Origin of the sequence: Azospirillum lipoferum, assembly GCF_024170005.1 — a bacterium.
Taxonomy (GTDB): Bacteria; Pseudomonadota; Alphaproteobacteria; order Azospirillales; family Azospirillaceae; genus Azospirillum; species Azospirillum lipoferum.
The window spans coordinates 441,088-462,215 of the sequence record NZ_JALJXJ010000003.1 but is presented as its reverse complement, the minus strand read 5'-3'; the positions used below and the strand labels follow the sequence as shown (position 1 = coordinate 462,215).

Sequence of the window (21,128 nt, the reverse complement as noted above, 5' to 3'; positions counted from 1 at the left end):
GTCCTCTTGGTGGGGAGTCCCGCTCAGGCCTTGCGGGACTTCTTTTCGTCGATGCCGCTGGTGCCCTCGCGCTGGGCGAGCTTGCTCCAGACGTCCGCCGGATCCAGCCCGGTGTCGGCCCACAGCACCAGTAGGTGATAGAGCAGGTCGGCCGATTCCGCGGCCAGCGCGGCCTTGTCGCCACGCACGGCCTCCAGGATCGCCTCCACCGCCTCCTCGCCCACCTTCTGGGCGATCTTGGCGGTGCCGCGGCTGTAGAGCTTGGCGGTGTAGGAGCTTTCCGGATCCGCGCCCTTGCGGGCCTGCACGGTGACGAACAGGCGGTCGAGTATCTCGGCCGAAGGCTGGACCGGGGCGGCAGGCTTCTTATCACCCATTCGCCGTCTCCAGCGCCTTGGCCGGGCGCACCGGGATGCCGGCGGCGCTCAGCGCGGCCTTGGCATGCCCGATGGTGTAGGTGCCGAAATGGAAGATCGAGGCGGCGAGCACCGCAGTCGCGTGCCCTTCGCGGATGCCCTCCACCAGATGGTCGAGCGTGCCGACACCGCCGGACGCGATCACCGGGACGCGGATCGAGTCCGCCACCTTGCGCGTCAGCTCCAGGTCGAAGCCGCTCTTGGTGCCGTCACGGTCCATCGAGGTCAGCAGGATTTCGCCCGCTCCCAGCGATTCCATCCGCTTGGCCCACTCCACCGCGTCGATGCCGGTGGCGTTGCGGCCGCCGTGGGTGAAGACCTCCCACTTGCCTGGAGCGACCTTCTTGGCATCGATGGCAACGACGATGCACTGGGCGCCGAACTTCTCGGCGCCCTCGCGCACGAACTCCGGACGGTGGATCGCCGCGGTGTTGATCGACACCTTGTCGGCACCGGCCAGCAGCAGCTTGCGGATGTCGTCCACCGTGCGCACGCCGCCGCCGACGGTCAGCGGCATGAAGACCTGCTCCGCCGTCCGCCGCACCACGTCGAAGATGGTGTCGCGGTTCTCGTGGCTGGCGGTGATGTCGAGGAAGGTCAGCTCGTCCGCCCCCTCGCGGTCATAGACGCGGGCCTGCTCCACCGGATCGCCGGCATCGACCAGATCGACGAAATTGACCCCCTTCACCACCCGGCCGTCCTTGACGTCCAGGCAGGGGATGACACGCATCTTCAGCATCAGTCGGCGTCCTCGACGGCGGGGGCGGACAGCAGGGCGAGCGCTTCCTTGGGATCGATCCGGCCGTCATACAGCGCCCGGCCGCAAATCACGCCCTCGATCCCTGTGTCCTCCTCGACCTTCAGCGCCTTCAGGTCCTCGATGGAGGAGACGCCGCCCGAGGCGATGACCGGCGTGGTCAGGTGGAAGGCGAGATCGGAGGTGGACTCGACGTTGACGCCGCCCATGGCGCCGTCGCGGTTGATGTCGGTGTAGATGATGGCGGCGACGCCGCAATCCTCGAACTTCAGCGCCAGATCCAGCGCCTTGATGTCGGAGGTCTCGGCCCAGCCCGCCACCGCGACATAGCCTTCGCGCGCGTCGATGCCGACGGCGATCTTGCCGGGGAACTCGCGGCAGGCCGCCTTGACCAGCTCCGGATCGCGCAGCGCCACCGTGCCCAGGATGACGCGGCTGATGCCCTTTTCCAGCCACATGCCGATGGTGTTCAGGTCGCGGATGCCGCCGCCGAGCTGCACCGGGATGGTCACCGACTTCAGGATGCTCTCGACCGCCGCTCCGTTCACCGGCTTGCCTTCGAAGGCGCCGTTGAGGTCGACCAGATGCAGCCATTCGAAGCCCTGGCTCTGGAACAGGCGGGCCTGTTCGCCGGGATCGGTGTTGAAGACCGTGGCCTGGCTCATCTCGCCGCGCAGCAGGCGGACGCAGGCACCGTCCTTGAGGTCGATGGCGGGATAGATGATCATCGCGGGCGTCTTCCTATGGCGTTGCTGGCGGTTATTGGGCTGGCGGCTGTTGGGCAGGCTCGAGGTCCTTGCAGTAGAAATGTCCGGCAAGCGGCTTTCCCTGCACCAGCGCATAGAAGGGATGGGTGCCCCAGCGCTTGAAGCCGAGCGATTCGTAGAGCGCAATGGCCGCTTCCTGCGTCGCCCGGACGTCGAGGTTCAGCACCTTGAAGCCGACGGCGCGCGCCTCGTCCAGCACCGCCATGGTCAGGCGGCGGGCAAGGCCGTGGCCGCGTGCCCAGGGGGCGACGAAGCTGGTGGTCAGCTGGGCGGCGTGGGCCTGTGCCTCGTTGTTGCGCGGCGGCTTGACCAGCTGGGCGGATCCGGCCACCACGCCGTCGAGGCGGGCGACGAACAGCACCCGTTCCGGCACCACCAGAACGCCCTTCCAATAGCGCTCCATCACGTCGCGCGGCGGCGGCTCGACCCAGCCGAAGCCGCCGCCGGCGCGGATAGCGTCATCGGCCGCGTCGCACAGGTCGTGCAGCTCGGCGGTCTTCAGCGCCTCGACCTTGTCGATGGCGATCTCGGCCATCGCGTCAGACCTTCCAGCGCAGGAAATTGGCGATCAGGGCCAGACCGGTGGCCTGGCTCTTTTCCGGGTGGAACTGGGTGCCGACCAGATTGTCGCGCCCGACCACCGCGGCGAAAGGGCCCCCATATTCCGCCGACGCGATCAGCGTGTCGGGATCGGCCAGCCTGAACTGGTAGGAATGGACGAAATAGGCGTGTGCCCCCTCCGGCAGGCCGGCCAGAACCGGGTGCGGGTGGCGGACATTCAGTTCGTTCCAGCCCATGTGCGGGATTTTCAGGGTCGGGTCGGACGGCTCCAGCTTCACCACCTCGCCCGGGATCCAGCCCAGCCCCTCGGTCACGCCATACTCGCGCCCGCGTTCGGCCATCAGCTGCATGCCGACGCAGATGCCGAGGAAGGGACGGCCGCGGCGGTGCACCACCTCCTCCAGCGCGTCGAGCATGCCGGGGACTTCCGACAGGCCGCGCTTGCAGTCGGCGAAGGCGCCGACGCCGGGCAGCACCACGCGGTCGGCCTGACGGACCGCATCGGCATCGGAGGTGACAAGGACATTATACGAAGCCTCGGCTTCACCGGCCGCGCGCTCGATCGCCTTGGCGGCGGAGCGCAGGTTGCCGGAGCCGTAATCGATCAGCGCGACCGTTTCCATGGACGTGACAAACCTTCCGAAAGGACGGCGGAGCGGGACTTCAGGTCCCCGCCGTCAGAGCGATCCGCCGAGCGTGCCCTTGGTGGAGGGAACCGCATCGCGCTTGCGCGGGTCGATCTCCACCCCGGCGCGCAGCGCGCGGGCAAGCGCCTTGTAGCAGCTTTCCACGATATGGTGGTTGTTCTCGCCATACAGGTTCTCGACATGCAGCGTCACGCCGGCGGCCATGGCGAAGGCCTGGAACCATTCGCGGAACAGCTCGGTGTCGAAATCGCCGATCTTGTCGCGGGTGAAGGTCACCTTCCAGATCAGGTAGGGCCGGTTGGAGAAGTCCAGCGCCACCCGCGTCAGCGTCTCGTCCATCGGGACATAGGAATGGCCGTAGCGCTGGATGCCCTTGCGGTCGCCCAGAGCCTTCGCCACCGCCATGCCGATGGCGATGCCGGTGTCCTCGGTCGTGTGGTGATAGTCGATGTGCAGGTCGCCGTCGGCCAGGACCGTCAGGTCCATCAGGCTGTGGCGCGACAGCTGTTCCAGCATATGGTCGAGGAAGCCGACCCCCGTCTTGACGTCGTAGACGCCGGTGCCGTCAAGGTTCAGCGCGACCCGGATCCGGGTCTCCGTGGTGTTCCGCTCGATCGAGGCGCGGCGGCCGCCATTCGTGGGGGTCTGGTCCATGGCGGTTTTGTAGCAGGAAGCATCCCCACACGCCAGCATCCGGCACGATTGATGCGCGTCCTGTCCATTCCGACGATTGTCCTACAAAGGTGTGCAGGGTAGAGTTCGTTACACTTCCTGCGTGCATATCCGCTTATGATGACCCACCCGCACCCCTTCGCCGCAGTTCTGATTCTCCTTTTCGGCCTGCTGCCGGCCGGTTGCGGCGGCATGTCGCCGACACCGCCGGTCGGCAAGACGCCGCCGCCGGTGGCTGCCGGGACCACGGCGCCCTTCCGCTTCGGCGAACTGACCATCGGGTCGATGCGGCGCGGGATGCAGATCGGGCGTTACGTCTGGGGCATCGACTGTGCTCCGCCCTATGACGACGTCTATTGGACCAGCGGCGTCAACATGCGGCGCGGTTCCACCTTCGACGAGCGCTTCGCCGAGGTGATGACCGCCGCAGGTTTCGACGTGGTCGGCCGGCCCGGCGGTCCCGACAATCCCGACGGCAACCGCAGCCGCGCCCGCTTCACCGTACAGGGCGATCTGCGCGACGTTCAGCTGGAGCTGTGTCACCGCACCAACTGGTTGACCGGCAGCAGCAAGGGAAGCTCCGGCACCGGCAGCGTCAGGGTGGAGTGGACGGTCTACGACGCGCGCGGCGGCGGGCTGGTCCACCGTGTGGTCACCACCGGCGCCACCGCGCGGGAGAGCGGCGTGCCGCAGGGCGACACCATGCTGGTGGAGGAAGCTTTCGCCGCGGCAGTCGAGGCACTCGCCGCCGATACGGGTTTCCGCAACTTGGTGTCGGGCGGTACCCTGTCCGCTCCGTCTGCCGCTGTGCCGCCGGTGGTTCCTGTGCCAGCACCGGCCGGATCCGGCCCTACGCCGCTGACGCCGGCCGCCACATCCCCTGCCCTGACGGCCACAGCACCCGCTGCGGGCAGCCGCTTGCTGTTGCGGAGCGGTGCCGGATCCGGCCGGCTCGCATCGGCACGGATACCGGTCGGTGGCTCACACGGCTTGGTGATCGGCGAGACCGATGTGTCGGGCGAGGTGCAGGCGGTACTGCTGGTTCCGCTGCCCGGATCCGACCCTACCGTCACCGTTCGGCCGGCCCGCGGGGTGGAGCTGACCGGCTGGGTGGTCGGGCGCGACGCGGCCAGCGGATTCGCCCTGGTTCGGGTGCCGGCGCGGCTGCCCGCCCTGCCCATCCGCACCGCGTCTCTGCGCGTCAGCGAGCCGGTGCGGGCAATCCCGGACGGACGCGGCAAGGAGATTACCGGCATCGTCGGCGGCCTGCCGGCCGACGAAGGGCCCGGCGCCGCTCTGATCCAGGCGGATCTGGGCTCCGCCGCCCTGTTCACCGCGATGACCGAAGCAGGCGACCCGCTGCTGGACGGCAGTGGCGCACTGATCGGCGTCGCACCGTCCGCCGGCCGCTCGGCCGCCACGCCGCCCGGGCTGGTGGAGTTCTTGACACTCGGTCCGCTGCTCGACCGGCTGGGGGCGGATCCGGGCGGTCCCGCGTTGGGTGCCGCGCCGCCCGCCACACCGTCCAAACCGGGCAAAACGCGCCGCAACGTCCCGGCCGATCCAGCCTGGGAGGATGAGGCGCCTGACGGCGACATGCTTGACGGCGACATCGCCCCTCCCACATAGACCGGATGTCCTGGAACCACGAATCACGGGGTCTTGTGCTCCTGCATCGGGTCAGCAGGACATTTCCCATTCTCCAGCGTGGTTTCCGCATGACCTACCCAGCGTCCAATCCTCATGATCCCATCCAGTGGCACGGCACCACGATCCTGTCGGTGCGCAAGAACGGGCAGGTGGTGATCGCCGGCGACGGGCAGGTCTCGGTCGGCCCGACGGTGATGAAGGCCAATGCACGCAAGGTCCGCTGGCTGGCCGGCGGCACGGTGATGGCGGGCTTCGCCGGGGCCACCGCCGACGCGATGACCCTGTTCGAGCGTCTGGAAGGCAAGCTGGAGCAGTATCCCGGCCAGCTGACCCGCGCCTGCGTCGAGATGGCCAAGGACTGGCGCACCGACCGCTACCTGCGCCGGCTTGAGGCGATGATGGCGGTGGCCGACAAGACCGTCAGCCTGGTGCTGACCGGCAACGGCGACGTGCTGGAACCGGAGGATGGGCTGATCGGCATCGGCTCCGGCGGATCCTACGCCCTGTCGGCGGCGCGGGCGCTGATCGACATCGACGGGATGGATGCGGAAGCCGTGGCACGCAAGGCGATGAAGATCGCCGCCGGCATCTGCGTCTACACCAACGAAAACGTCACCCTGGAAAAGCTGTGACCGCCATGACGACTCAATCCGCTTCCGTCTCCGCCGACACCGCCGCCTTCAGCCCGCGCGAGATCGTCTCCGAACTCGACCGCTACATCGTCGGCCAGAACGAGGCCAAGCGCGCCGTCGCCATCGCCCTGCGCAACCGCTGGCGCCGGCAGCAGCTGCCCGAAGGGCTGCGGGAAGAGGTGTTGCCGAAGAACATCCTGATGATCGGCCCGACCGGCGTCGGCAAGACCGAGATCGCCCGCCGCCTTGCCCGGCTGGCCCAGGCGCCCTTCCTGAAGGTGGAAGCCACCAAGTTCACCGAGGTCGGCTATGTCGGCCGTGATGTCGAGCAGATCGTCCGCGATCTGGTCGAGGCCGCCATCGGCCTGACCCGCGAGCGCCTGCGCAAGGAGGTCGCCGCCAAGGCGGAGCTGCGGGCGGAGGAACGGGTGCTCGACGCATTGTGCGGCGACAGCGCCAGTGCCGAGACGCGCGCCAAGTTCCGCAAGATGCTGCGCGAAGGCACGCTGAACGACAAGGAGATCGAAATCCAGGTCGCCGACACCGGTGCGCCGGCCGGCATGCCGACCTTCGACATTCCCGGCATGCCGGGTGCCCAGATGGGCATGCTGAACCTCAACGACATGTTCGGCAAGATGATGGGAGGCCGCACCAAGACCCGCCGGATGACGGTGTCCGAGAGCCATGGTGTGCTGATGGCCGAGGAGTCCGACAAGCTGCTGGACCAGGAGAAGGTGGTGGCGGAGGCGATCCGCGCCGTGGAGCAGAACGGCATCGTCTTCCTCGACGAGATCGACAAGATCTCCGCCCGCTCCGATGCGCGTGGTGCCGATGTCAGCCGCGAGGGCGTCCAGCGCGACCTGCTGCCGCTGATTGAAGGCACGACGGTGTCGACCAAGCACGGCCCGGTGAAGACCGACCATATCCTATTCATCGCCTCGGGCGCCTTCCACGTCGCCAAGCCGTCGGACCTGCTGCCTGAGCTGCAAGGCCGCCTGCCGATCCGCGTCGAGCTGAAGGCGCTAAGCCAGGACGATTTCAAGCGCATCCTGACCGAACCGGAAGCCAGCCTGATCCGCCAGTACAAGGCGCTGATGAAGACCGAGGAGATCGATCTGGTCTTCACCGACGACAGCATCGACGAACTGGCGCGGCTGGCGGCGGAGATCAACAGCTCCGTCGAGAACATCGGCGCGCGCCGCCTGCACACGGTGCTGGAACGCCTGCTGGAGGAGATCAGCTTCGCCGCCAGCGACCGCGCCGGGGAGACCGTCACCATCGACGCCGCCCTGGTGCGTGAGCGGGTCGGCGGGCTGGCGAAGAACGCCGATCTGTCGAAGTTCATCCTGTGACGGGTGCGGGGGCGCTCGCCTTGGGTGCCCCCCGCTTCACGTGAAACATTCCGCTAGCTGCCTGCCGCCACCTTCACGCTCTTCGGCAGCAGCAGCACATAGGTGCCCCGGCTCTTCATCACCCCGGCCCTGCGCTCCGCCTCGGCCCCATGGCCCCAGAAGACGTCGCCGCGTACCGGGCCGCGGATCGCTCCGCCGGTGTCCTGGGCGACCAGCAGCCGTTGCAGGCGCTGACCGGGCTCGACCGGATCCTCGGCATCCAGCCACACCGGCACGCCATAGGGCATGAACTTGGAATCCACCGCCAAACTGCGGCCGGGCGTCAGCGCCACGCCCTGGGCGCCATTCGGACCGTCGCCGGTCAGCGGCTGGAAGAAGACATAGGACGGGTTGACGTTCATCACCGCCGCCGCCTGATCGGGATGCGCCAGCAGCCAGTCGCGGATGGTCTGGAGCGAGACCTCCTCCCGCTTCAAGGCTCCGCGGTCGATCAACTCCTTGCCGATGGCGACGTATCTGTGGCCGTTCTGGGCGGCGTAGCCGATGCGCGTCTCGCTGCCGTCGGCGAGGCGGATCCGGCCTGACCCCTGGATTTGCAGGAAGAAGGCACCGATGGGATCCTTCACCCACACCAGTTCCAGACCCTTGCCCTTCAGCGAGCCGGTGACGATGGCGGCGCGATCCTCGTAAGGCTTCAGTTTGCCGTCGACCACACGGCCGGCCGTGCGCTCCCCCTTCCAGCGGTCGGAGAAGTCGCCGAGATCGACCATCACCAGATCGGGCGGCCGGCGGTAGAGCGGCACCGGATAGGCCGGATCCGGCCGCAGGCTGCCCTCCAGCTCGGCTTCGTAATAGCCGGTGAACAGACCCTCGCGCGTGCCGTTGTTGCCGGCGGCATAAGGGGTGAAGTTGGCCTCGAAGAAAGCGCGGGCGGCGGCATCGTCGCCGGAAGGCAGATCCACCAGCCGGGCGCAAGGACCCTGCCAGTCGCCGATGGTCCCGGCCACCCCGTTCGGCCCGACCGGCCGGTCCGCGGGTTGGCCCTTGAAGCGGGCACAGGAGCGGGCGAGCGCCGGTACCGCCTGCGCCACCGGATCGCTGCGCCAACCGGCCAAGTCGGCGAAGGACAGCGACGCCAGGGTCAGGGCGTCGGGCGGCGGCTTGGCCTCCTCCTTGGGGGTGCAGGCCGAAAACAGCAACGCCACCGCCCCGAAGAGGGCGATGGCGCTAAAACCGGTACGGTGATTGAGAGCCATTACTGGTGGTCGTTCGTCACTGGACGGGACGCACCTCGACCAGCGCCCAGTTCGGATCGCGGGAACGGAGATTGCGGGCGAAGGTCCAGACGTCGGTGTTCTCCACCAGCGCCTTCGGATCGCCGTCGACGATGGTGCCGTTGCGGTCGCGCACCACATTCACCTGATCGGAGACCAGACGCACGGTGATACGGGCGGTGCGGCCAGCGTCCAGCTTCGCTTCCACTACCTCGGCCTCGCGCACCTGTTCGATGCGGGTCTCGTGCTGTTCGCCGGCGGCCTGACGGTCGCGAATGACGCGGGCGAAGCTGTCATAGACGTCGTCGGCCAGCAGCGGGCGCAGTGTCGCCGTGTCGCCGCGGGCGAAGGCGTCGACGATCATGCTGAAGGCGGCCTTGGCGCCTTCCAGGAAATGCTTCTCGTCGAAATTCGGGTCGGCGGCCCGGATCTGGTCGATGGAGGCGGCCAGCGACAGCGGCTCGTCCGACGCCGGCAGGTCGGCACCCGGTGCGACATCGGGCCGCGGCCGGTTGCGCTCCGGCAGGGTCACGACATTGTCGGGTTTCGCAGCACCGGGAGCGGACGTGAAGGGGTTGGAGCGCTGCCGCTCCTCCCCCGTCCGGCGGCCGAGAACGCTGCGCAGCCGATAGACGAGGAAGGCCGCGATCATCGCGAAGATCACGATCTCGATGAACACGAACCCGTCTCCCATCATCCGTTCCTTCCAAAACACCGAGCCAAAACGACGTATCGTAAACTGTGTGCCGAGAACTGTGTGCCGAGGCGAAATCGCCGGTGGATCCGGCCCACCTCTGGACCTTGCCACCGGTCGGCATTACGTGTTGCTTGCCCGGCAGTGACAGCCAATTGGATGAAGTCGGCGGCCTTTCGACCGGACGACCTATCCAAACCTAGATAGGGGCAGCGAGCCCGAAGAGCAAGGACACCATGAATCCCCTGTTGTTGATCCTTCTTCTGCCGATCCTGGAGATCGTCGGATTCATCCAGGTCGGCGATTGGATCGGCGCCGGGCCGACCATCGGGCTGCTGGCCCTGTCGGCGGTGGTGGGCGTGCTGCTGGTCCGCCACCAGGGTCTGGCTTCGCTGAGCCGGGCGCAGGCGGCGGCGGCGCGCGGCGAGGCGCCGATCGGCACGGTGCTGGACGGCTTCTGTGCCGTGCTCGCCGGCATCCTGCTGATCATCCCCGGCTTCCTGACCGACATCCTTGGGATCATGCTGCTGATCCGGCCCTTGCGCCGCGGCATCGGCCGTTGGCTGCTCGGCCGCCTCGGCGCCGGGATGCCGGTCTTCACCACCACCGGCAAAGGCGGGTTCGGAGCAGCAGGCTTCGGCCAGGATTTCAGCCGGGATTTTGGCCAGAATGTTGGCGATGTTGACTTCGGCGCCGACGGCCCCCGCCGTACGGACGACCCGTTCCATCCCGCCCCCGGCGTGATCGACGGCGATTACCGCGACGTCACTCCCGGAGAGAAGACGGACGATAGGGATGCCCCGCGGCTGACCGACTCCCAATGGGGGAAGCACCGTCCGGATGAGCAGCGCTGAGCGGCCGGCCAGTAGCTGGTTTCCCGCCGGTGGTTTCCGTTGGCAGGACGGCCGATCCGTGATAGCCAGCCCCTTGGGCGAAGGCACAACCGTCGCGAACCAACCCCTGTCACCTCACATCCGGGTCGGCCTGCCGCCCCTGCCCTGTTCGGGGCCGGGACGCGGGCCGGCGATTAGGAGTCCGTTATGTCCGATCAGATGAGCAACGGCGCCGAGCAGCAGCAGACGTCCTCGCTGCCGATGCATGTCCTCGCGCAGTATGTGAAGGACTTCTCGTTCGAGAACCCCAACGCCCCGCAGAGCCTGCTGCCCAACCAGCCGCAGCCGCAGGTCAACATCGGCGTCGACGTCCAGGGCCAGAAGGTCGGTGACGACCTCTATGAGCTGACGCTGAACCTGCGCTGCGAAGCCCGCCAGGGCGAGTCCGTCGCATTCCTGGTCGAGCTGGCCTATGGCGCGCTGTTCCAGTTCCCCGGCCTGCCGGAAGAGCATCACCGCCCGGTCCTGATGATCGAAGGCGCCCGGATGATCTTCCCGTTCGCCCGCGCCATCATCTCCAGCGCGACCCGCGAAGGCGGCTTCCCGCCGCTGATGATCAACCCGATCGACTTCGCCGAGCTGTATCACCGCCAGTCGGCCCAGGAGGCCGCGCCGCAGCAGCCGCCCTTCTGATCCAAAGCGGATCGGGCGGAGTTAAAAAGGAAAAGGGCGGGTGGCCGAAAGGCCCCCGCCCTTTTTTCGTGCCGCCCCCTCACCGAGGGGAGAGGGCGGATCCGGCATGACCTTACTGGTTCATGCTTTCGAAGAACTCGTTGTTCGACTTGGTGTGCTTCAGCTTGTCGACCAGGAAGTCGACCGCGTCGGTCACGCCCATCGGCATCAGGATGCGGCGCAGGATCCACATCTTCGACATGGTGCCCTTGTCGACCAGCAATTCCTCCTTGCGGGTGCCCGACTTGGAAATGTCGATGGCCGGGAAGGTGCGCTTGTCGGAGAGCTTGCGGTCCAGCACGATTTCCGAGTTGCCGGTACCCTTGAACTCTTCGAAGATCACCTCGTCCATGCGGCTGCCGGTATCGATCAGCGCGGTGGCGATGATGGTCAGCGACCCGCCCTCTTCCACGTTGCGGGCGGCACCGAAGAAGCGCTTGGGCCGTTGCAGCGCGTTGGCGTCGACACCGCCGGTCAGCACCTTGCCCGATGACGGAACGACGGTGTTGTAGGCGCGGGCCAGACGGGTGATGCTGTCCAGCAGGATGACCACGTCGCGCTTGTGCTCGACCAGCCGCTTGGCCTTCTCGATCACCATTTCCGCGACCTGGACGTGGCGGGTCGCCGGTTCGTCGAAGGTGGAGCTGATGACCTCGCCGCGGACCGAACGGGCCATGTCCGTCACTTCTTCCGGACGCTCGTCGATCAGCAGGACGATCAGGTAGGCTTCGGGATGGTTGGTGGCGACCGAGTGGGCGATGTTCTGCAGCATCACCGTCTTGCCGGTGCGCGGCGGCGCCACGATCAGCCCGCGCTGTCCCTTGCCCAGCGGTGCCACCAGGTCGACGATGCGGCCGGTGAGGTTCTTCTTGGTCGGGTCCTCGACCTCCATCCGGATGCGTTCTTCCGGATAGAGCGGCGTCAGATTGTCGAAGTTGATGCGGTGACGGACCTTGTCGGGCGCGTCGAAATTGATGGTGTTGACCTTCAGCAGGGCGAAATAGCGCTCACCATCCTTGGGCGAGCGGATCTGCCCTTCCACCGTGTCGCCGGTACGCAGGCCGAAGCGGCGCACCTGGCTGGGACTGACATAGATGTCGTCGGGACCCGGCAGATAGTTGGCCTCCGGCGAACGCAGGAAGCCGAACCCGTCCTGCAACACCTCCAGCACGCCGTCGCCGAAGATCGGAATGTCGTTCTCGGCCAGCTGCTTCAGGATCGCGAACATCATGTCCTGCTTGCGCAGCGTGCTCGCATTCTCGATCTGCAGCTCCTCCGCGAACGCCAGCAGTTCGGCGGGGCTTTTGCACTTCAGCTCTTGGAGATGCATCGGATTGCCTGTGAAATCGTCATGCGGGGGAGTGGCCTTGGGGGTGGGGAGTGCCGGAGGGTCCGGCCGACGGCAGCTGGGGGCGGCGGACGCCGCAACGCAGTCGCGTCGGGTGGGCAGCGGGTGGCGCTTCGGCGAAGGCGCGCCAGGGCGTCCGGAACATGGTCGCACGGGAGCGATTCGCCAGCCACCAGGCCCGGCTCAAGATCAGAGCGTCGGATCGGCAGATGTGGGCGTGGGAGGCCGCGGGGCGAAAACCCCGTGGTCCTGACATGGTTATCGGATCGGCGGGCGCAAGTCAAACGAAAGCGAAACCGGCAAAGGTCGCGGATTCCGCTTTTTCCGGGAGGTGGAAGACCGGGGATTCACCGGCGCGCCGGTCAGAAGGGCTTCACGACGACGAAGATGACGATGCCGATCATCAGCAGCGTCGGCACCTCGTTGGCGATGCGGTAGAAGCGCTGCGGCCGGGTGTTGCGGTCCTCGGCGAAGTCGCGGCGCCAGCGGGCCATCATCATGTGGCTGGCGGTCAGCAGCAGCACGAACAGCAGCTTGGCATGCAGCCAGCCCTGCTTCATCCATTCCGGCGTCAGCACGATCATGGTGATGCCGAATACGTACGCCGCGATCATCGCCGGGTTCATGATGGCGCGCAGCAGGCGGCGTTCCATAACCTTGAAGGTCTCCGACGTCTCGGATCCGGCCGGTACCTGGCAATGGTAGACGAACAGGCGCGGCAGATAGAGCAGCCCCGCCATCCAGGCGATGATGCTGATGACGTGCAGCGCCTTGATCCATTCGTACAGCACCGGGCGTGTCCCCTCTTTCCTTGCGGTTCGGCGGTTGCGATTCAGCCGTTGCGGTTCAGGGCCGCGCCTGCGGGCAGCCGGAGAAGTTGGAGGGGCAGATCCGGTCGCCCTTCTGCGAGCAGATCGCCGCCCTGCCCGCGACAGTCTGCCGCACCAGCCTGGCCAGCCCGTCGATGAAGCCGGGATGCACCCCCACCGTCGGCACGCGGGTGAAGTGCGGCACGCCCGCTTGCCTGGCGAGGTGGCGGTATTCCACCTCGATCTCCACCAGCGTCTCGGAATGCTCCGACACGAAGGCCATCGGCACCACCAGGATCGGCACGCCGTCCTGGCCGGCGCGGCGGATTTCAGCGTCGGTGCTGGGACCGATCCACTCCATCGGACCGACGCGGCTCTGATAACAGTTGATCCAGTCCAGATCGTCGATGCCCAGCGCCGCGGCGATGGACTCGGCCGTCCGCTCGCACTGCCACTGATAGGGGTCGCCGGCGGTCACCACCTTCTTCGGCAGCCCGTGGGCGGAAAACAGGACGCGCGGCCTGCCATGGGCCTTGGCAGCCTCGTAGAGCGGGCGGATTAGGTCCGCCGTCGCGTCGATGAAGCCGGCCTGGGTCGGGTAGCAGCACAGCAGTTTCGTCGGCGCCGTCAGCCCGACGGTGCGCGCCGCCTCATGCCACGCCTTGGCGCTCGACGCCGTGGTGGTGGTCGAGAATTGCGGGTAGAGCGGCAGAAGCACGACCAGATCCGGGTCGTAGGCCTTCACCCGGGCGGCCGTCTCGGCACTCATCGGGTGCCAGTAGCGCATGGCGATGAAGACCTTGGTCTCCGCCCCAGCGGTCGCCGGATCTGCCCCCAGAATGCCTTCCAGCGCCGCCGCCTGGGCTTCCGTGTTCTCCAGCAGCGGCGACTTGCCACCGAGCTGCGCATAGATCGCGGTCGCCGGCTTCGCCCGCCGACCGCTGATCAGGCTGGCGATCAGGAAACGGAAGGGGTTCGGCAGCCGGATGATGGCCGGATCCGCGAACAGGTTGAACAGGAAGGGCCGCACCGCCTCCGGCGCATCCGGACCGCCGAGGTTGAACAGCACGACGGCGACACGTCGCGGCCGGCCCCCAGACATTTGATTGCCGGGCGTTGCGGTGGTCGAGGCGGAGGTCTGGGGGAATTGCTGGCTCATGGTGCCCGCTAAACTGGAGCGTCGCCGCCGCTCTGTCCAGACCCCCTCCGTCGCTTTTCCAGCCGCTTGAGGCGCAGGCGGGTCAGCCCTGCCCCGGCCATTCGCGCAGGATGCGGGTCAGCGCGGCGACATGGTCGGGCGGCGTCGACTGGATGACGCCATGGCCCAGGTTGAACACGAAGGGTCCACCGGCCAACGCCGCCAGGATGTCGTGCGTCGCCGTCTCCAGCGCCTTGCCGCCGGCCGCCAGCATGATCGGGTCGAGGTTGCCCTGCACCGGCAGCCGGGTCTGGAGGGTCTGCGCCGCCCACACCGGCGGGACGGTGGTGTCAAGCCCGACGGCATCCACCCCAGACCCGGCGACATACTCCTCATAGGCGTGGCCGGCGCCGCGCGGGAAGCCGATGACCGGCGTGTTCGGGTGCTTCGCCTTCACCAGTGCGACGATCCGCCGCGTCGGCTCGATCACCCAGCGGCGGAACTCCGCCACCGGCAGCACGCCAGCCCAGCTGTCGAACAGCTGCACCGTCTCCGCCCCCGCCTCGATCTGGTGGCAGAGATAGTCGGCGGTCACCTCGACGATCAGGTCGATCAGCCGGCCGAATCCCGCCGGGTCGCCGTAGGCCCAGCGCTTGACGTACGCATACTCCTTGGAGCCTGCCCCTTCGACCATGTAGCAGGCGATGGTCCAGGGAGCCCCCGCAAAGCCGATCAGCGTCGTCTGCTCCGGAATCGCGGTGGAGAGCCGACGCACCGTCTCGTAGACCGGCGCCAGCGTCTCGTGGAAGCGGTCGCGCGACAGGCGCTTCAGGTCCTCGACGTTGCGGACCGGATCCAGCTTCGGCCCCTCCCCTTCCAGATAGGCCAGCGGCTGGCCCAGGGCATGCGGCACCACCAGGATGTCGGAGAACAGAATCGCCGCGTCCATGCCGTAGCGGCGCAGCGGCTGCAAGGTCACCTCGACCGCGAAGTCGGGGTTGTAGCATAGGTCGAGGAAGCTGCCCGCCTTCGCCCGCAATTCACGGTACTCCGGCAGATAGCGCCCGGCCTGACGCATCAGCCAGAAGGGCGGACGCGACCGCACCTCTCCCGCCAAAGCGGCGAGCATCGGCTTCAGGGCAGGCTGGGAAGCCGGATTCTGGACGTCGGAGCTGGTGGCGGACAAGACGGTGCGTTCCCCTGAGATGCGAATCCGGAAAGCCCCTGCGATTCCAGCGCCGATTCCACGCCAGAATCCGGGACGGGTTTATCCCCTCTTCTTCACTATATTTTTTAAAGGGAGAAAGGAAGAGGATGAGGTGGATGGCTGTGGATAACGGTGATCCCCGATTCTGGAGAATCTATCCACAGATCCGGGGGCTTGTGTGGCCATGTGCGCGGATCTGTGGACGATTCGGAGCACTACCGTCGGAAACGGCGGAAATGCTATAGCTGGACGAACGGGAGTCCCGTGGATAACAGGGCAGACGGGGCCGGATCTTCCCAGCTTCCGAAGCGGTCGGCGGAGTTGTTCCGCCCTTGGCCGTAACGGGGAGGAGGAGTCCCCCAGCCGGGATGAAACGCAGGCGGATCCGGTTGTCCACAGATCTGGGCCGGGTTCTCCACAGAATGTTGGGGACGGATGAAAGAGTTCCACCTACATCTCGTGTCCGATGCGACGGGCGAGACCATCAACAGCGTGGCGCGCGCCTGCGTCATCCAGTTCGACGACGTGCGGCCGATCGAGCATTTCTGGAATCTGGTGCGGACCGACCGTCAGCTCGACCTCGTGCTGGAGGGGATCCGGGACAACCACGGGCTGGTGATGTTCACGCTGGTCGACGAGACGCTGCGCCGCCGGCTCCAGGATTTCTGCCGCGAGATGCAGGTGCCCTGCATCCCCGTGCTCGATCCGCTGATCAACGCGCTCGCCGCCTTCCTGGGCGTGGAATCGCAGCGCCAGCCCGGCCGCCAGCATGTGCTGGACGCCGAATATTTCAGCCGCATCGATGCGGTCGATTTCGCCCTGTCCCATGACGACGGCCAGTCGAACTGGGACCTGCACGAAGCCGACGTGGTGCTGATCGGCGTGTCGCGCAGTTCCAAGACGCCGACCTGCATCTATCTCGCCAACCGCGGCATCAAGGCGGCGAACATCCCGCTGGTGCCCGGCAGCCCGCTGCCGGCGGAGCTGGACCTGCTGACCCGGCCGCTGATCGTCGGGCTGACCAAGGACCCCGACCGGCTGGTGCAGATCCGGCGCAACCGGCTGAAGCTGCTGAACCAGGGCGAGGGCTCCAGCTATGCCGATCCGGAGGTGGTGCGGTCGGAGGTTCAGGAGGCCCGGCGTCTGTTCAGCCGGCGCGGCTGGCCGGTGATCGATGTCACCCGCCGCTCCATCGAAGAGACGGCGGCCGAGATCATGATGCTGCTGGCCCGCCGCCAGAGCGCCAAGTTCAGCCCGGAAGGAAAGAAGACGTGAGCCAGCCGCTTCTGGTACTTGCGTCCGGGTCGCGCACCCGGGCGGCGATGCTGGAACGGGCCGGCATCAGCGCCATCCTCGACAAGCCGCTGGTCGACGAGGATGAGGTGAAGGCCGCTGGCCGGGCCGAAGGCGTCTCCGCCGACATCGTCGCCGAGGCCCTGGCCGAGCTGAAGGCCCAGCGCATCACCCGCCGCCACCCCGGCGCGCTGGTGGTCGGCGCCGACCAGATGCTGGAATGCGAGGGGCGCTGGTTCGACAAGCCGGCCGACCGCGCTGCGGCGCGCGCCCAGCTGCTTGACCTGCGCGGCAGGACCCATCGGCTGGTCAGCTGCGCCGTCGTGGTGCGCGACGGCGAGCGGATGTGGCACCAGATCGACAGCGCCCGGCTGACCATGCGCAACTTCTCCGAAGCGTTTCTCGACGAGTATCTCGCTCGTGTCGGCGACGACGTGCTGCACTCGGTCGGGGCCTATCAGCTGGAAGGGCTTGGGGCGCAGCTGTTCCATCGGGTCGAGGGCGACTTCTTCACCATCCTCGGGCTGCCGCTTCTGCCGCTGCTCGGGTTTCTGCGTGTGCATGGGGTAGGCAGGGAATGACGGCGGTTCAATCTGGTGGTGATTGGTCGATCAGCGGCAAGGCGAAGATCGCCGGCGTGATGGGATGGCCGATCGGCCATTCGCGCTCCCCCCGGCTGCATGGCTTCTGGCTGCGCCAGTATGGGATCGACGGCGCCTATGTGCCGCTGGCGGTGGCGCCGGGCCGCGCCGAACAGGCGATCCGCGCCCTGCCCGCCCTCGGCTTCCGCGGCTGCAACGTCACCGTTCCGCTGAAGGAGATCGCCTTCCGCACCGTCGATCGGCTGGATGAGACCGCCCGTCGCATGGGGGCGGTCAACACCATCGTGGTGGGCGACGACGGCGCGTTGGAGGGCGGCAACACCGATGGTTTCGGCTTCATCGAGAATCTGCGTGCCGAACAGCCGGACTGGACGGCGGAGCGCGGTCCGGCGGTGGTGATCGGGGCAGGCGGCGCCGCCCGCGCCGTGGTGGTCGCCCTGCTCGACGCCGGTGCGCCGGAGGTCCGGCTGGTCAACCGAACCCGCGCCCGTGCCGAGGAACTGGCGGCGGATCTGGGTGCGGTTGGGCTGAACGGCGGCGTGACGGTGGTCGATTGGGTTTCACGTGAAACCGCGCTCGACGGCGCGTCGCTGCTGGTCAACACCACGACCCAGGGCATGGCGGGTCAGCCGGCGCTGGACCTGTCCTTGCATGCCCTGCCCATCTCGGCGGTCGTCAACGACATCGTCTATGTGCCGCTGGAGACCCCGCTGCTGGCCGAGGCCAGGACGCGCGGCAATCCCGTGGCCGGCGGCATCGGCATGCTGCTGCATCAGGCGCGTCCCGGCTTCAAGGCCTGGTTCGGCGTCGAGCCGCAGGTAACGCCGGAACTGACCCGCTTCGTCCTGGAAGGCTGAGGCGCTGGCCATGATCGTGCTGGGCCTGACCGGCTCCATCGGCATGGGCAAGAGCACCGCCGCCCGCATGTTGCAGGCCATGGGTGCCCCGGTCTGCGATTCCGACGCGGTGGTGCATGGGCTGCTCGGGCGCGGCGGCCGGGCGGTGCCGGCTATTGATGCCGCCTTCCCCGGTGTGGTCATCGACGGCGCGGTCAGCCGGCCGGCGCTGGGGGGGGCGGTGTTCCGCGACGCGGGTGCACTGAAGCAGCTGGAGGCGATCCTGCACCCGATGGTCCAGGCGGAGCAGCGCGACTTCCTTGCCGGGGCTGCACGGCGTGGCGCCAGGATCGCCGTGCTGGACATTCCGCTGCTGTTCGAGACCCATGGCGAGCGCCGGGTCGATGCGACCATCGTCGTTTCCGCCCCCTTCGCCGTCCAGCGCGCCCGTGTGCTGGCCCGGCCGGGCATGACGGCGGAGAAGTTCGCCGGCATCCTCGCCCGCCAGATGCCGGACGCGGAAAAGCGGCGGCGCGCCGATTATGTCGTGCCGACGGGGGCCGGTCGGCTGGTGACGCGACGGGCGCTTCAGGGCATTGTACGCGACGTGGCGCGGCGGCCGGCCAGACATTGGCCGCCGCGCGGCTATCAACCAGGGCAGATCCATCATGCGTGAAATCGTTCTCGACACCGAAACCACGGGCTTCAAGCCGGAGGAGGGTCACCGGCTGGTCGAGATCGGCTGCATCGAGCTGGTCAACCACCTCGCCACCGGCGAACGCTTCCACGTCTATCTCAATCCGGAACGCGACATGCCGCCGGAGGCCTTCGCCGTCCATGGGCTGAGCACGGAGTTTCTGGCCGACAAGCCGCTGTTCAACGACGTCGCCGCCGACTTCGTCAATTTCATCGGCGACGCGCCGCTGGTGATCCACAACGCCGCCTTCGACATGCACTTCCTGAATTGGGAGCTGAAGATCGCCGGCTATCCGGTGATGCCGAAGGACCGCGCCGTCGACACGCTGCTGATGGCCCGGCAGAAGTTCCCGGGATCGCCCGCCACCCTGGACGCGCTGTGCAAGCGCTTCGGCGTCGACAACTCCAACCGCACCCTGCACGGCGCGCTGCTCGACGCCCAGCTGCTGGCCGAGGTCTATCTGGAACTGCTGGGCGGCCGGCAGACCGGCCTGTCCTTTGCCGGCGGCCCGGCGGCGAAGAGTGGTGCCACCGGCCCGGTCCGGATCGACCGCCCCTTCCGCGAAGCCCGCGTCTTCGCCGTCAGCGACGAAGAGGCCGCGGCGCATGCGGAGATGCTGAAGAAGATCAAGAACCCGCTGTGGGCGGTGGAGTGAGGGGGCGGGGTTTCCGCCCCCCGATCCAACCTCTTACGGCACCAGCACCGTCGACCCGGTCGTCGCCCGCGATTCCAGCGCCCGGTGCGCGTCGGCGGTGTCCTTCAGCGCGAAGCGCTGGTTGACCGTGAACGTCACGCCGCCATTCTTCACCGCGTCGAACAGATCCGCGGCCGAGGCCATCAGATCCTCCCGCTTGGCGGTGTAGGTCGCCAGCGTCGGCCGCGTCACATAGAGCGACCCCTTCGCCGCCAGTAGACCCAGATCCAGCGGTGCCGGTGCGCCCGACGCTGCACCGAACAGCACCATCAGCCCGCGTGGCCGCAGGCAGTCGAGCCCCTTGATGAAGGTCGTCTTGCCGACGCCGTCATAGACCACCGGCACGCCCTTCCCGTCCGTCAGCTCCTTCACCCGGGCGACGAAATCCTCGCGGGTGTAGTCGATGGTGTGGTGGCAGCCATGGGCCTTCGCCAGCTCGGCCTTTTCCTCCGAGCCGACGGTGCCGATCACCGTGGCGCCGAGATGCCGCGCCCAGGAACACAGCAGCAGCCCCACCCCGCCGGCGGCAGCCTGGACCAGGATGGTGTCGCCGGGTTGCACCACATAGGTGCTGCGCAGCAGATACTGTGCGGTCAGACCCTGCAGCAACGTGGCGGCGGTGGCCTGCTCGTCGAGCCAGCTCGGCAGCGGCACCAGCCGGTCGGCGGCGATCAGGCGGCTCTCGGCATAGGCGCCGATAGACATGGCGTAGCCGACGCGGTCGCCGACCTTCAGCGTGGTGACGTCCGGCCCCAGCGCTTCGACCACGCCGGATCCCGCCATGCCGATCACCGCCGGCAGATCCGGCAGCTTGTAGGCGCCGGAGCGGTGATAGGTGTCGATGTAGTTCAGCCCGACGGCGGTCTGGCGGATGCGGACCTGACCGGGACCGGGCTCTCCCACCTCGATCTCGTCCCAGCGCAGAACCTCCGGCCCGCCATGCTCATGGATGCGGATCGCGTGAACCATGGTGGTTGGTTTCCCTTATCGTTTGGTCGTTGAGTATCGCCCGGCCTTCAGAGCAGCGCGAACTGCTCCGCCGCCGCACCGTTGCCCTGGCTTATGCCGGCATGCCGGCGCTCCAGGGCCAGCAGCCACGCCTTGGTGTCGAGCCCGCCATGGCCGGAATAGCCGCCGGGCGCCCCGCCGCTGGCCAATATCCGGTGACAGGGAATGACGATCGGGATCGGGTTGGCGCCGCAGGCGCCACCGACCGCGCGCGGCCCGCTGCCCAGCATCTTCGCCACCCCGCCATAGGTCGCGGTGCCGCCATAGGGGATCGCCAGCATCGCATCCCACACGCTGCGCCGGAAGGCGGTGCCCGCCGGCTTCAGCGGCAGGTCGAAGCGCTGGAGCCGTCCCGTGAAATAGGCCTCCAGCTGGCGGGCCGTCTCGACCAGCAGCGCGTCCGGCTCGTCCCGTTCGAAGCGGCCCCAGCCGACCGAAGTCAGGGCGGATCCGTCGCCGGCCAGCATCAGGGGGCCGAGCGGGCTGTCGATGGAAAGATGCGCCATGGG

The 21,128-nt window shown here is 67.7% G+C and carries 24 protein-coding genes; 10 read left to right on the top strand and 14 right to left on the bottom strand.

Translation table 11 applies throughout. From position 1 onward, the window contains the following. Positions 1-23: 23 nt before the first annotated feature. The 6 genes from J2848_RS09645 to hisB are packed head-to-tail and all read right to left on the bottom strand — an operon-like array spanning position 24 to position 3,802. A complete protein-coding gene (locus tag J2848_RS09645; RefSeq protein ID WP_149229242.1) occupies positions 24-377 on the bottom strand; it encodes a phosphoribosyl-ATP diphosphatase in 354 nt (117 codons plus the stop codon). Continuing rightward, positions 370-1,155: an imidazole glycerol phosphate synthase subunit HisF gene (gene hisF, locus J2848_RS09640; protein WP_149229243.1), complete on the bottom strand. Its 786-nt coding sequence runs from the start codon at positions 1,153-1,155 to the stop codon at positions 370-372. Before hisF ends, J2848_RS09645 begins: the two co-directional genes overlap by 8 nt. Then, positions 1,155-1,901, bottom strand: a complete 747-nt coding sequence (gene hisA, locus J2848_RS09635) for a 1-(5-phosphoribosyl)-5-[(5-phosphoribosylamino)methylideneamino]imidazole-4-carboxamide isomerase (RefSeq protein ID WP_109052244.1) — start codon at positions 1,899-1,901, stop codon at positions 1,155-1,157. Before hisA ends, hisF begins: the two co-directional genes overlap by 1 nt. Before the next feature lie 31 nt (positions 1,902-1,932). Next, the gene (locus tag J2848_RS09630; protein ID WP_149229244.1) at positions 1,933-2,475 is read right to left on the bottom strand and encodes a GNAT family N-acetyltransferase; all 543 of its coding nucleotides are present in this window, start codon (positions 2,473-2,475) and stop codon (positions 1,933-1,935) included. A 4-nt stretch (positions 2,476-2,479) separates the two neighbouring features. Continuing rightward, on the bottom strand, positions 2,480-3,124 hold the full coding sequence (hisH, locus tag J2848_RS09625) for an imidazole glycerol phosphate synthase subunit HisH (protein WP_149229245.1): 645 nt from the start codon (positions 3,122-3,124) through the stop codon (positions 2,480-2,482). 54 nt (positions 3,125-3,178) lie between these two features. Next, complete coding sequence (gene hisB / locus J2848_RS09620) at positions 3,179-3,802, bottom strand: imidazoleglycerol-phosphate dehydratase HisB (RefSeq protein WP_149229246.1); 624 nt, start codon at positions 3,800-3,802, stop codon at positions 3,179-3,181. A gap of 135 nt (positions 3,803-3,937) precedes the next feature. Between hisB and J2848_RS09615 the strand changes: the two genes are divergently transcribed. From J2848_RS09615 to hslU, 3 genes are all read left to right on the top strand, one after another. Beyond that, positions 3,938-5,449, top strand: a complete 1,512-nt coding sequence (locus tag J2848_RS09615) for a S1 family serine peptidase (RefSeq protein ID WP_149229247.1) — start codon at positions 3,938-3,940, stop codon at positions 5,447-5,449. 89 nt (positions 5,450-5,538) lie between these two features. Further along, positions 5,539-6,102: an ATP-dependent protease subunit HslV gene (gene hslV, locus J2848_RS09610; RefSeq protein WP_149229248.1), complete on the top strand. Its 564-nt coding sequence runs from the start codon at positions 5,539-5,541 to the stop codon at positions 6,100-6,102. Between the two features lie 5 nt (positions 6,103-6,107). Next, positions 6,108-7,454 (top strand): ATP-dependent protease ATPase subunit HslU, encoded by a 1,347-nt coding sequence (gene hslU, locus J2848_RS09605; protein WP_149229249.1) that lies wholly within the window; start codon positions 6,108-6,110, stop codon positions 7,452-7,454. Between the two features lie 53 nt (positions 7,455-7,507). Here hslU and mltA read toward each other — a convergent pair whose 3' ends face one another. Then, positions 7,508-8,710, bottom strand: a complete 1,203-nt coding sequence (mltA, locus tag J2848_RS09600; protein ID WP_149229250.1) for a murein transglycosylase A — start codon at positions 8,708-8,710, stop codon at positions 7,508-7,510. A 16-nt stretch (positions 8,711-8,726) separates the two neighbouring features. Then, positions 8,727-9,422, bottom strand: a complete 696-nt coding sequence (locus J2848_RS09595; protein ID WP_149229251.1) for a Tim44/TimA family putative adaptor protein — start codon at positions 9,420-9,422, stop codon at positions 8,727-8,729. Between the two features lie 236 nt (positions 9,423-9,658). Here J2848_RS09595 and J2848_RS09590 point away from each other — a divergent pair, with 236 nt between their 5' ends. After that, positions 9,659-10,276, top strand: coding sequence for an FxsA family protein (locus J2848_RS09590; protein WP_149229252.1), 618 nt, complete (start codon positions 9,659-9,661; stop codon positions 10,274-10,276). Positions 10,277-10,462: 186 nt separating this feature from the next. Then, positions 10,463-10,948 carry a protein-export chaperone SecB gene (secB, locus tag J2848_RS09585; RefSeq protein WP_109084903.1) on the top strand — a complete coding sequence of 162 codons (486 nt, stop codon included), beginning with the start codon at positions 10,463-10,465 and terminating at the stop codon, positions 10,946-10,948. Between the two features lie 112 nt (positions 10,949-11,060). Here the strand turns inward: secB and rho are convergent, their stop codons facing one another. The 4 genes from rho to hemE all read right to left on the bottom strand — a co-directional run bounded on the left by rho (position 11,061) and on the right by hemE (position 15,411). Beyond that, positions 11,061-12,317, bottom strand: a complete 1,257-nt coding sequence (gene rho, locus J2848_RS09580) for a transcription termination factor Rho (RefSeq protein ID WP_014249179.1) — start codon at positions 12,315-12,317, stop codon at positions 11,061-11,063. Between the two features lie 380 nt (positions 12,318-12,697). Further along, positions 12,698-13,126: a protoporphyrinogen oxidase HemJ gene (hemJ, locus tag J2848_RS09575; protein WP_149229253.1), complete on the bottom strand. Its 429-nt coding sequence runs from the start codon at positions 13,124-13,126 to the stop codon at positions 12,698-12,700. Positions 13,127-13,181: 55 nt separating this feature from the next. Continuing rightward, positions 13,182-14,303, bottom strand: coding sequence for a ferrochelatase (gene hemH, locus J2848_RS09570; protein ID WP_149229254.1), 1,122 nt, complete (start codon positions 14,301-14,303; stop codon positions 13,182-13,184). A gap of 82 nt (positions 14,304-14,385) precedes the next feature. After that, positions 14,386-15,411, bottom strand: a complete 1,026-nt coding sequence (hemE, locus tag J2848_RS09565) for a uroporphyrinogen decarboxylase (RefSeq protein WP_149230394.1) — start codon at positions 15,409-15,411, stop codon at positions 14,386-14,388. 513 nt (positions 15,412-15,924) lie between these two features. On the opposite strand from hemE, the gene J2848_RS09560 reads away from it, so the two are divergent. From J2848_RS09560 to dnaQ, 5 genes are read left to right on the top strand one after another with little or no spacing between them, the layout of a single operon-like run. After that, entirely contained in the window at positions 15,925-16,764 is an 840-nt protein-coding gene (locus J2848_RS09560; protein ID WP_109084900.1) for a pyruvate, water dikinase regulatory protein, read from the top strand. After that, a complete protein-coding gene (locus tag J2848_RS09555; RefSeq protein WP_149229255.1) occupies positions 16,761-17,363 on the top strand; it encodes a Maf family protein in 603 nt (200 codons plus the stop codon). Before J2848_RS09560 ends, J2848_RS09555 begins: the two co-directional genes overlap by 4 nt. After that, positions 17,360-18,241 carry a shikimate dehydrogenase gene (locus J2848_RS09550; protein WP_149229256.1) on the top strand — a complete coding sequence of 294 codons (882 nt, stop codon included), beginning with the start codon at positions 17,360-17,362 and terminating at the stop codon, positions 18,239-18,241. Before J2848_RS09555 ends, J2848_RS09550 begins: the two co-directional genes overlap by 4 nt. Positions 18,242-18,251: 10 nt before the next feature. Further along, positions 18,252-18,896: a dephospho-CoA kinase gene (gene coaE / locus J2848_RS09545; protein ID WP_149229257.1), complete on the top strand. Its 645-nt coding sequence runs from the start codon at positions 18,252-18,254 to the stop codon at positions 18,894-18,896. Next, complete coding sequence (gene dnaQ / locus J2848_RS09540) at positions 18,889-19,572, top strand: DNA polymerase III subunit epsilon (protein WP_149229258.1); 684 nt, start codon at positions 18,889-18,891, stop codon at positions 19,570-19,572. The genes coaE and dnaQ overlap by 8 nt, the downstream gene beginning before the upstream one ends. Positions 19,573-19,605: 33 nt before the next feature. On the opposite strand, the gene J2848_RS09535 is transcribed toward dnaQ, so the two are convergent. Then, complete coding sequence (locus J2848_RS09535) at positions 19,606-20,580, bottom strand: quinone oxidoreductase family protein (protein ID WP_149229259.1); 975 nt, start codon at positions 20,578-20,580, stop codon at positions 19,606-19,608. Positions 20,581-20,627: 47 nt separating this feature from the next. Continuing rightward, complete coding sequence (locus tag J2848_RS09530; RefSeq protein ID WP_149229260.1) at positions 20,628-21,125, bottom strand: methylated-DNA--[protein]-cysteine S-methyltransferase; 498 nt, start codon at positions 21,123-21,125, stop codon at positions 20,628-20,630. Positions 21,126-21,128: the final 3 nt, after the last annotated feature.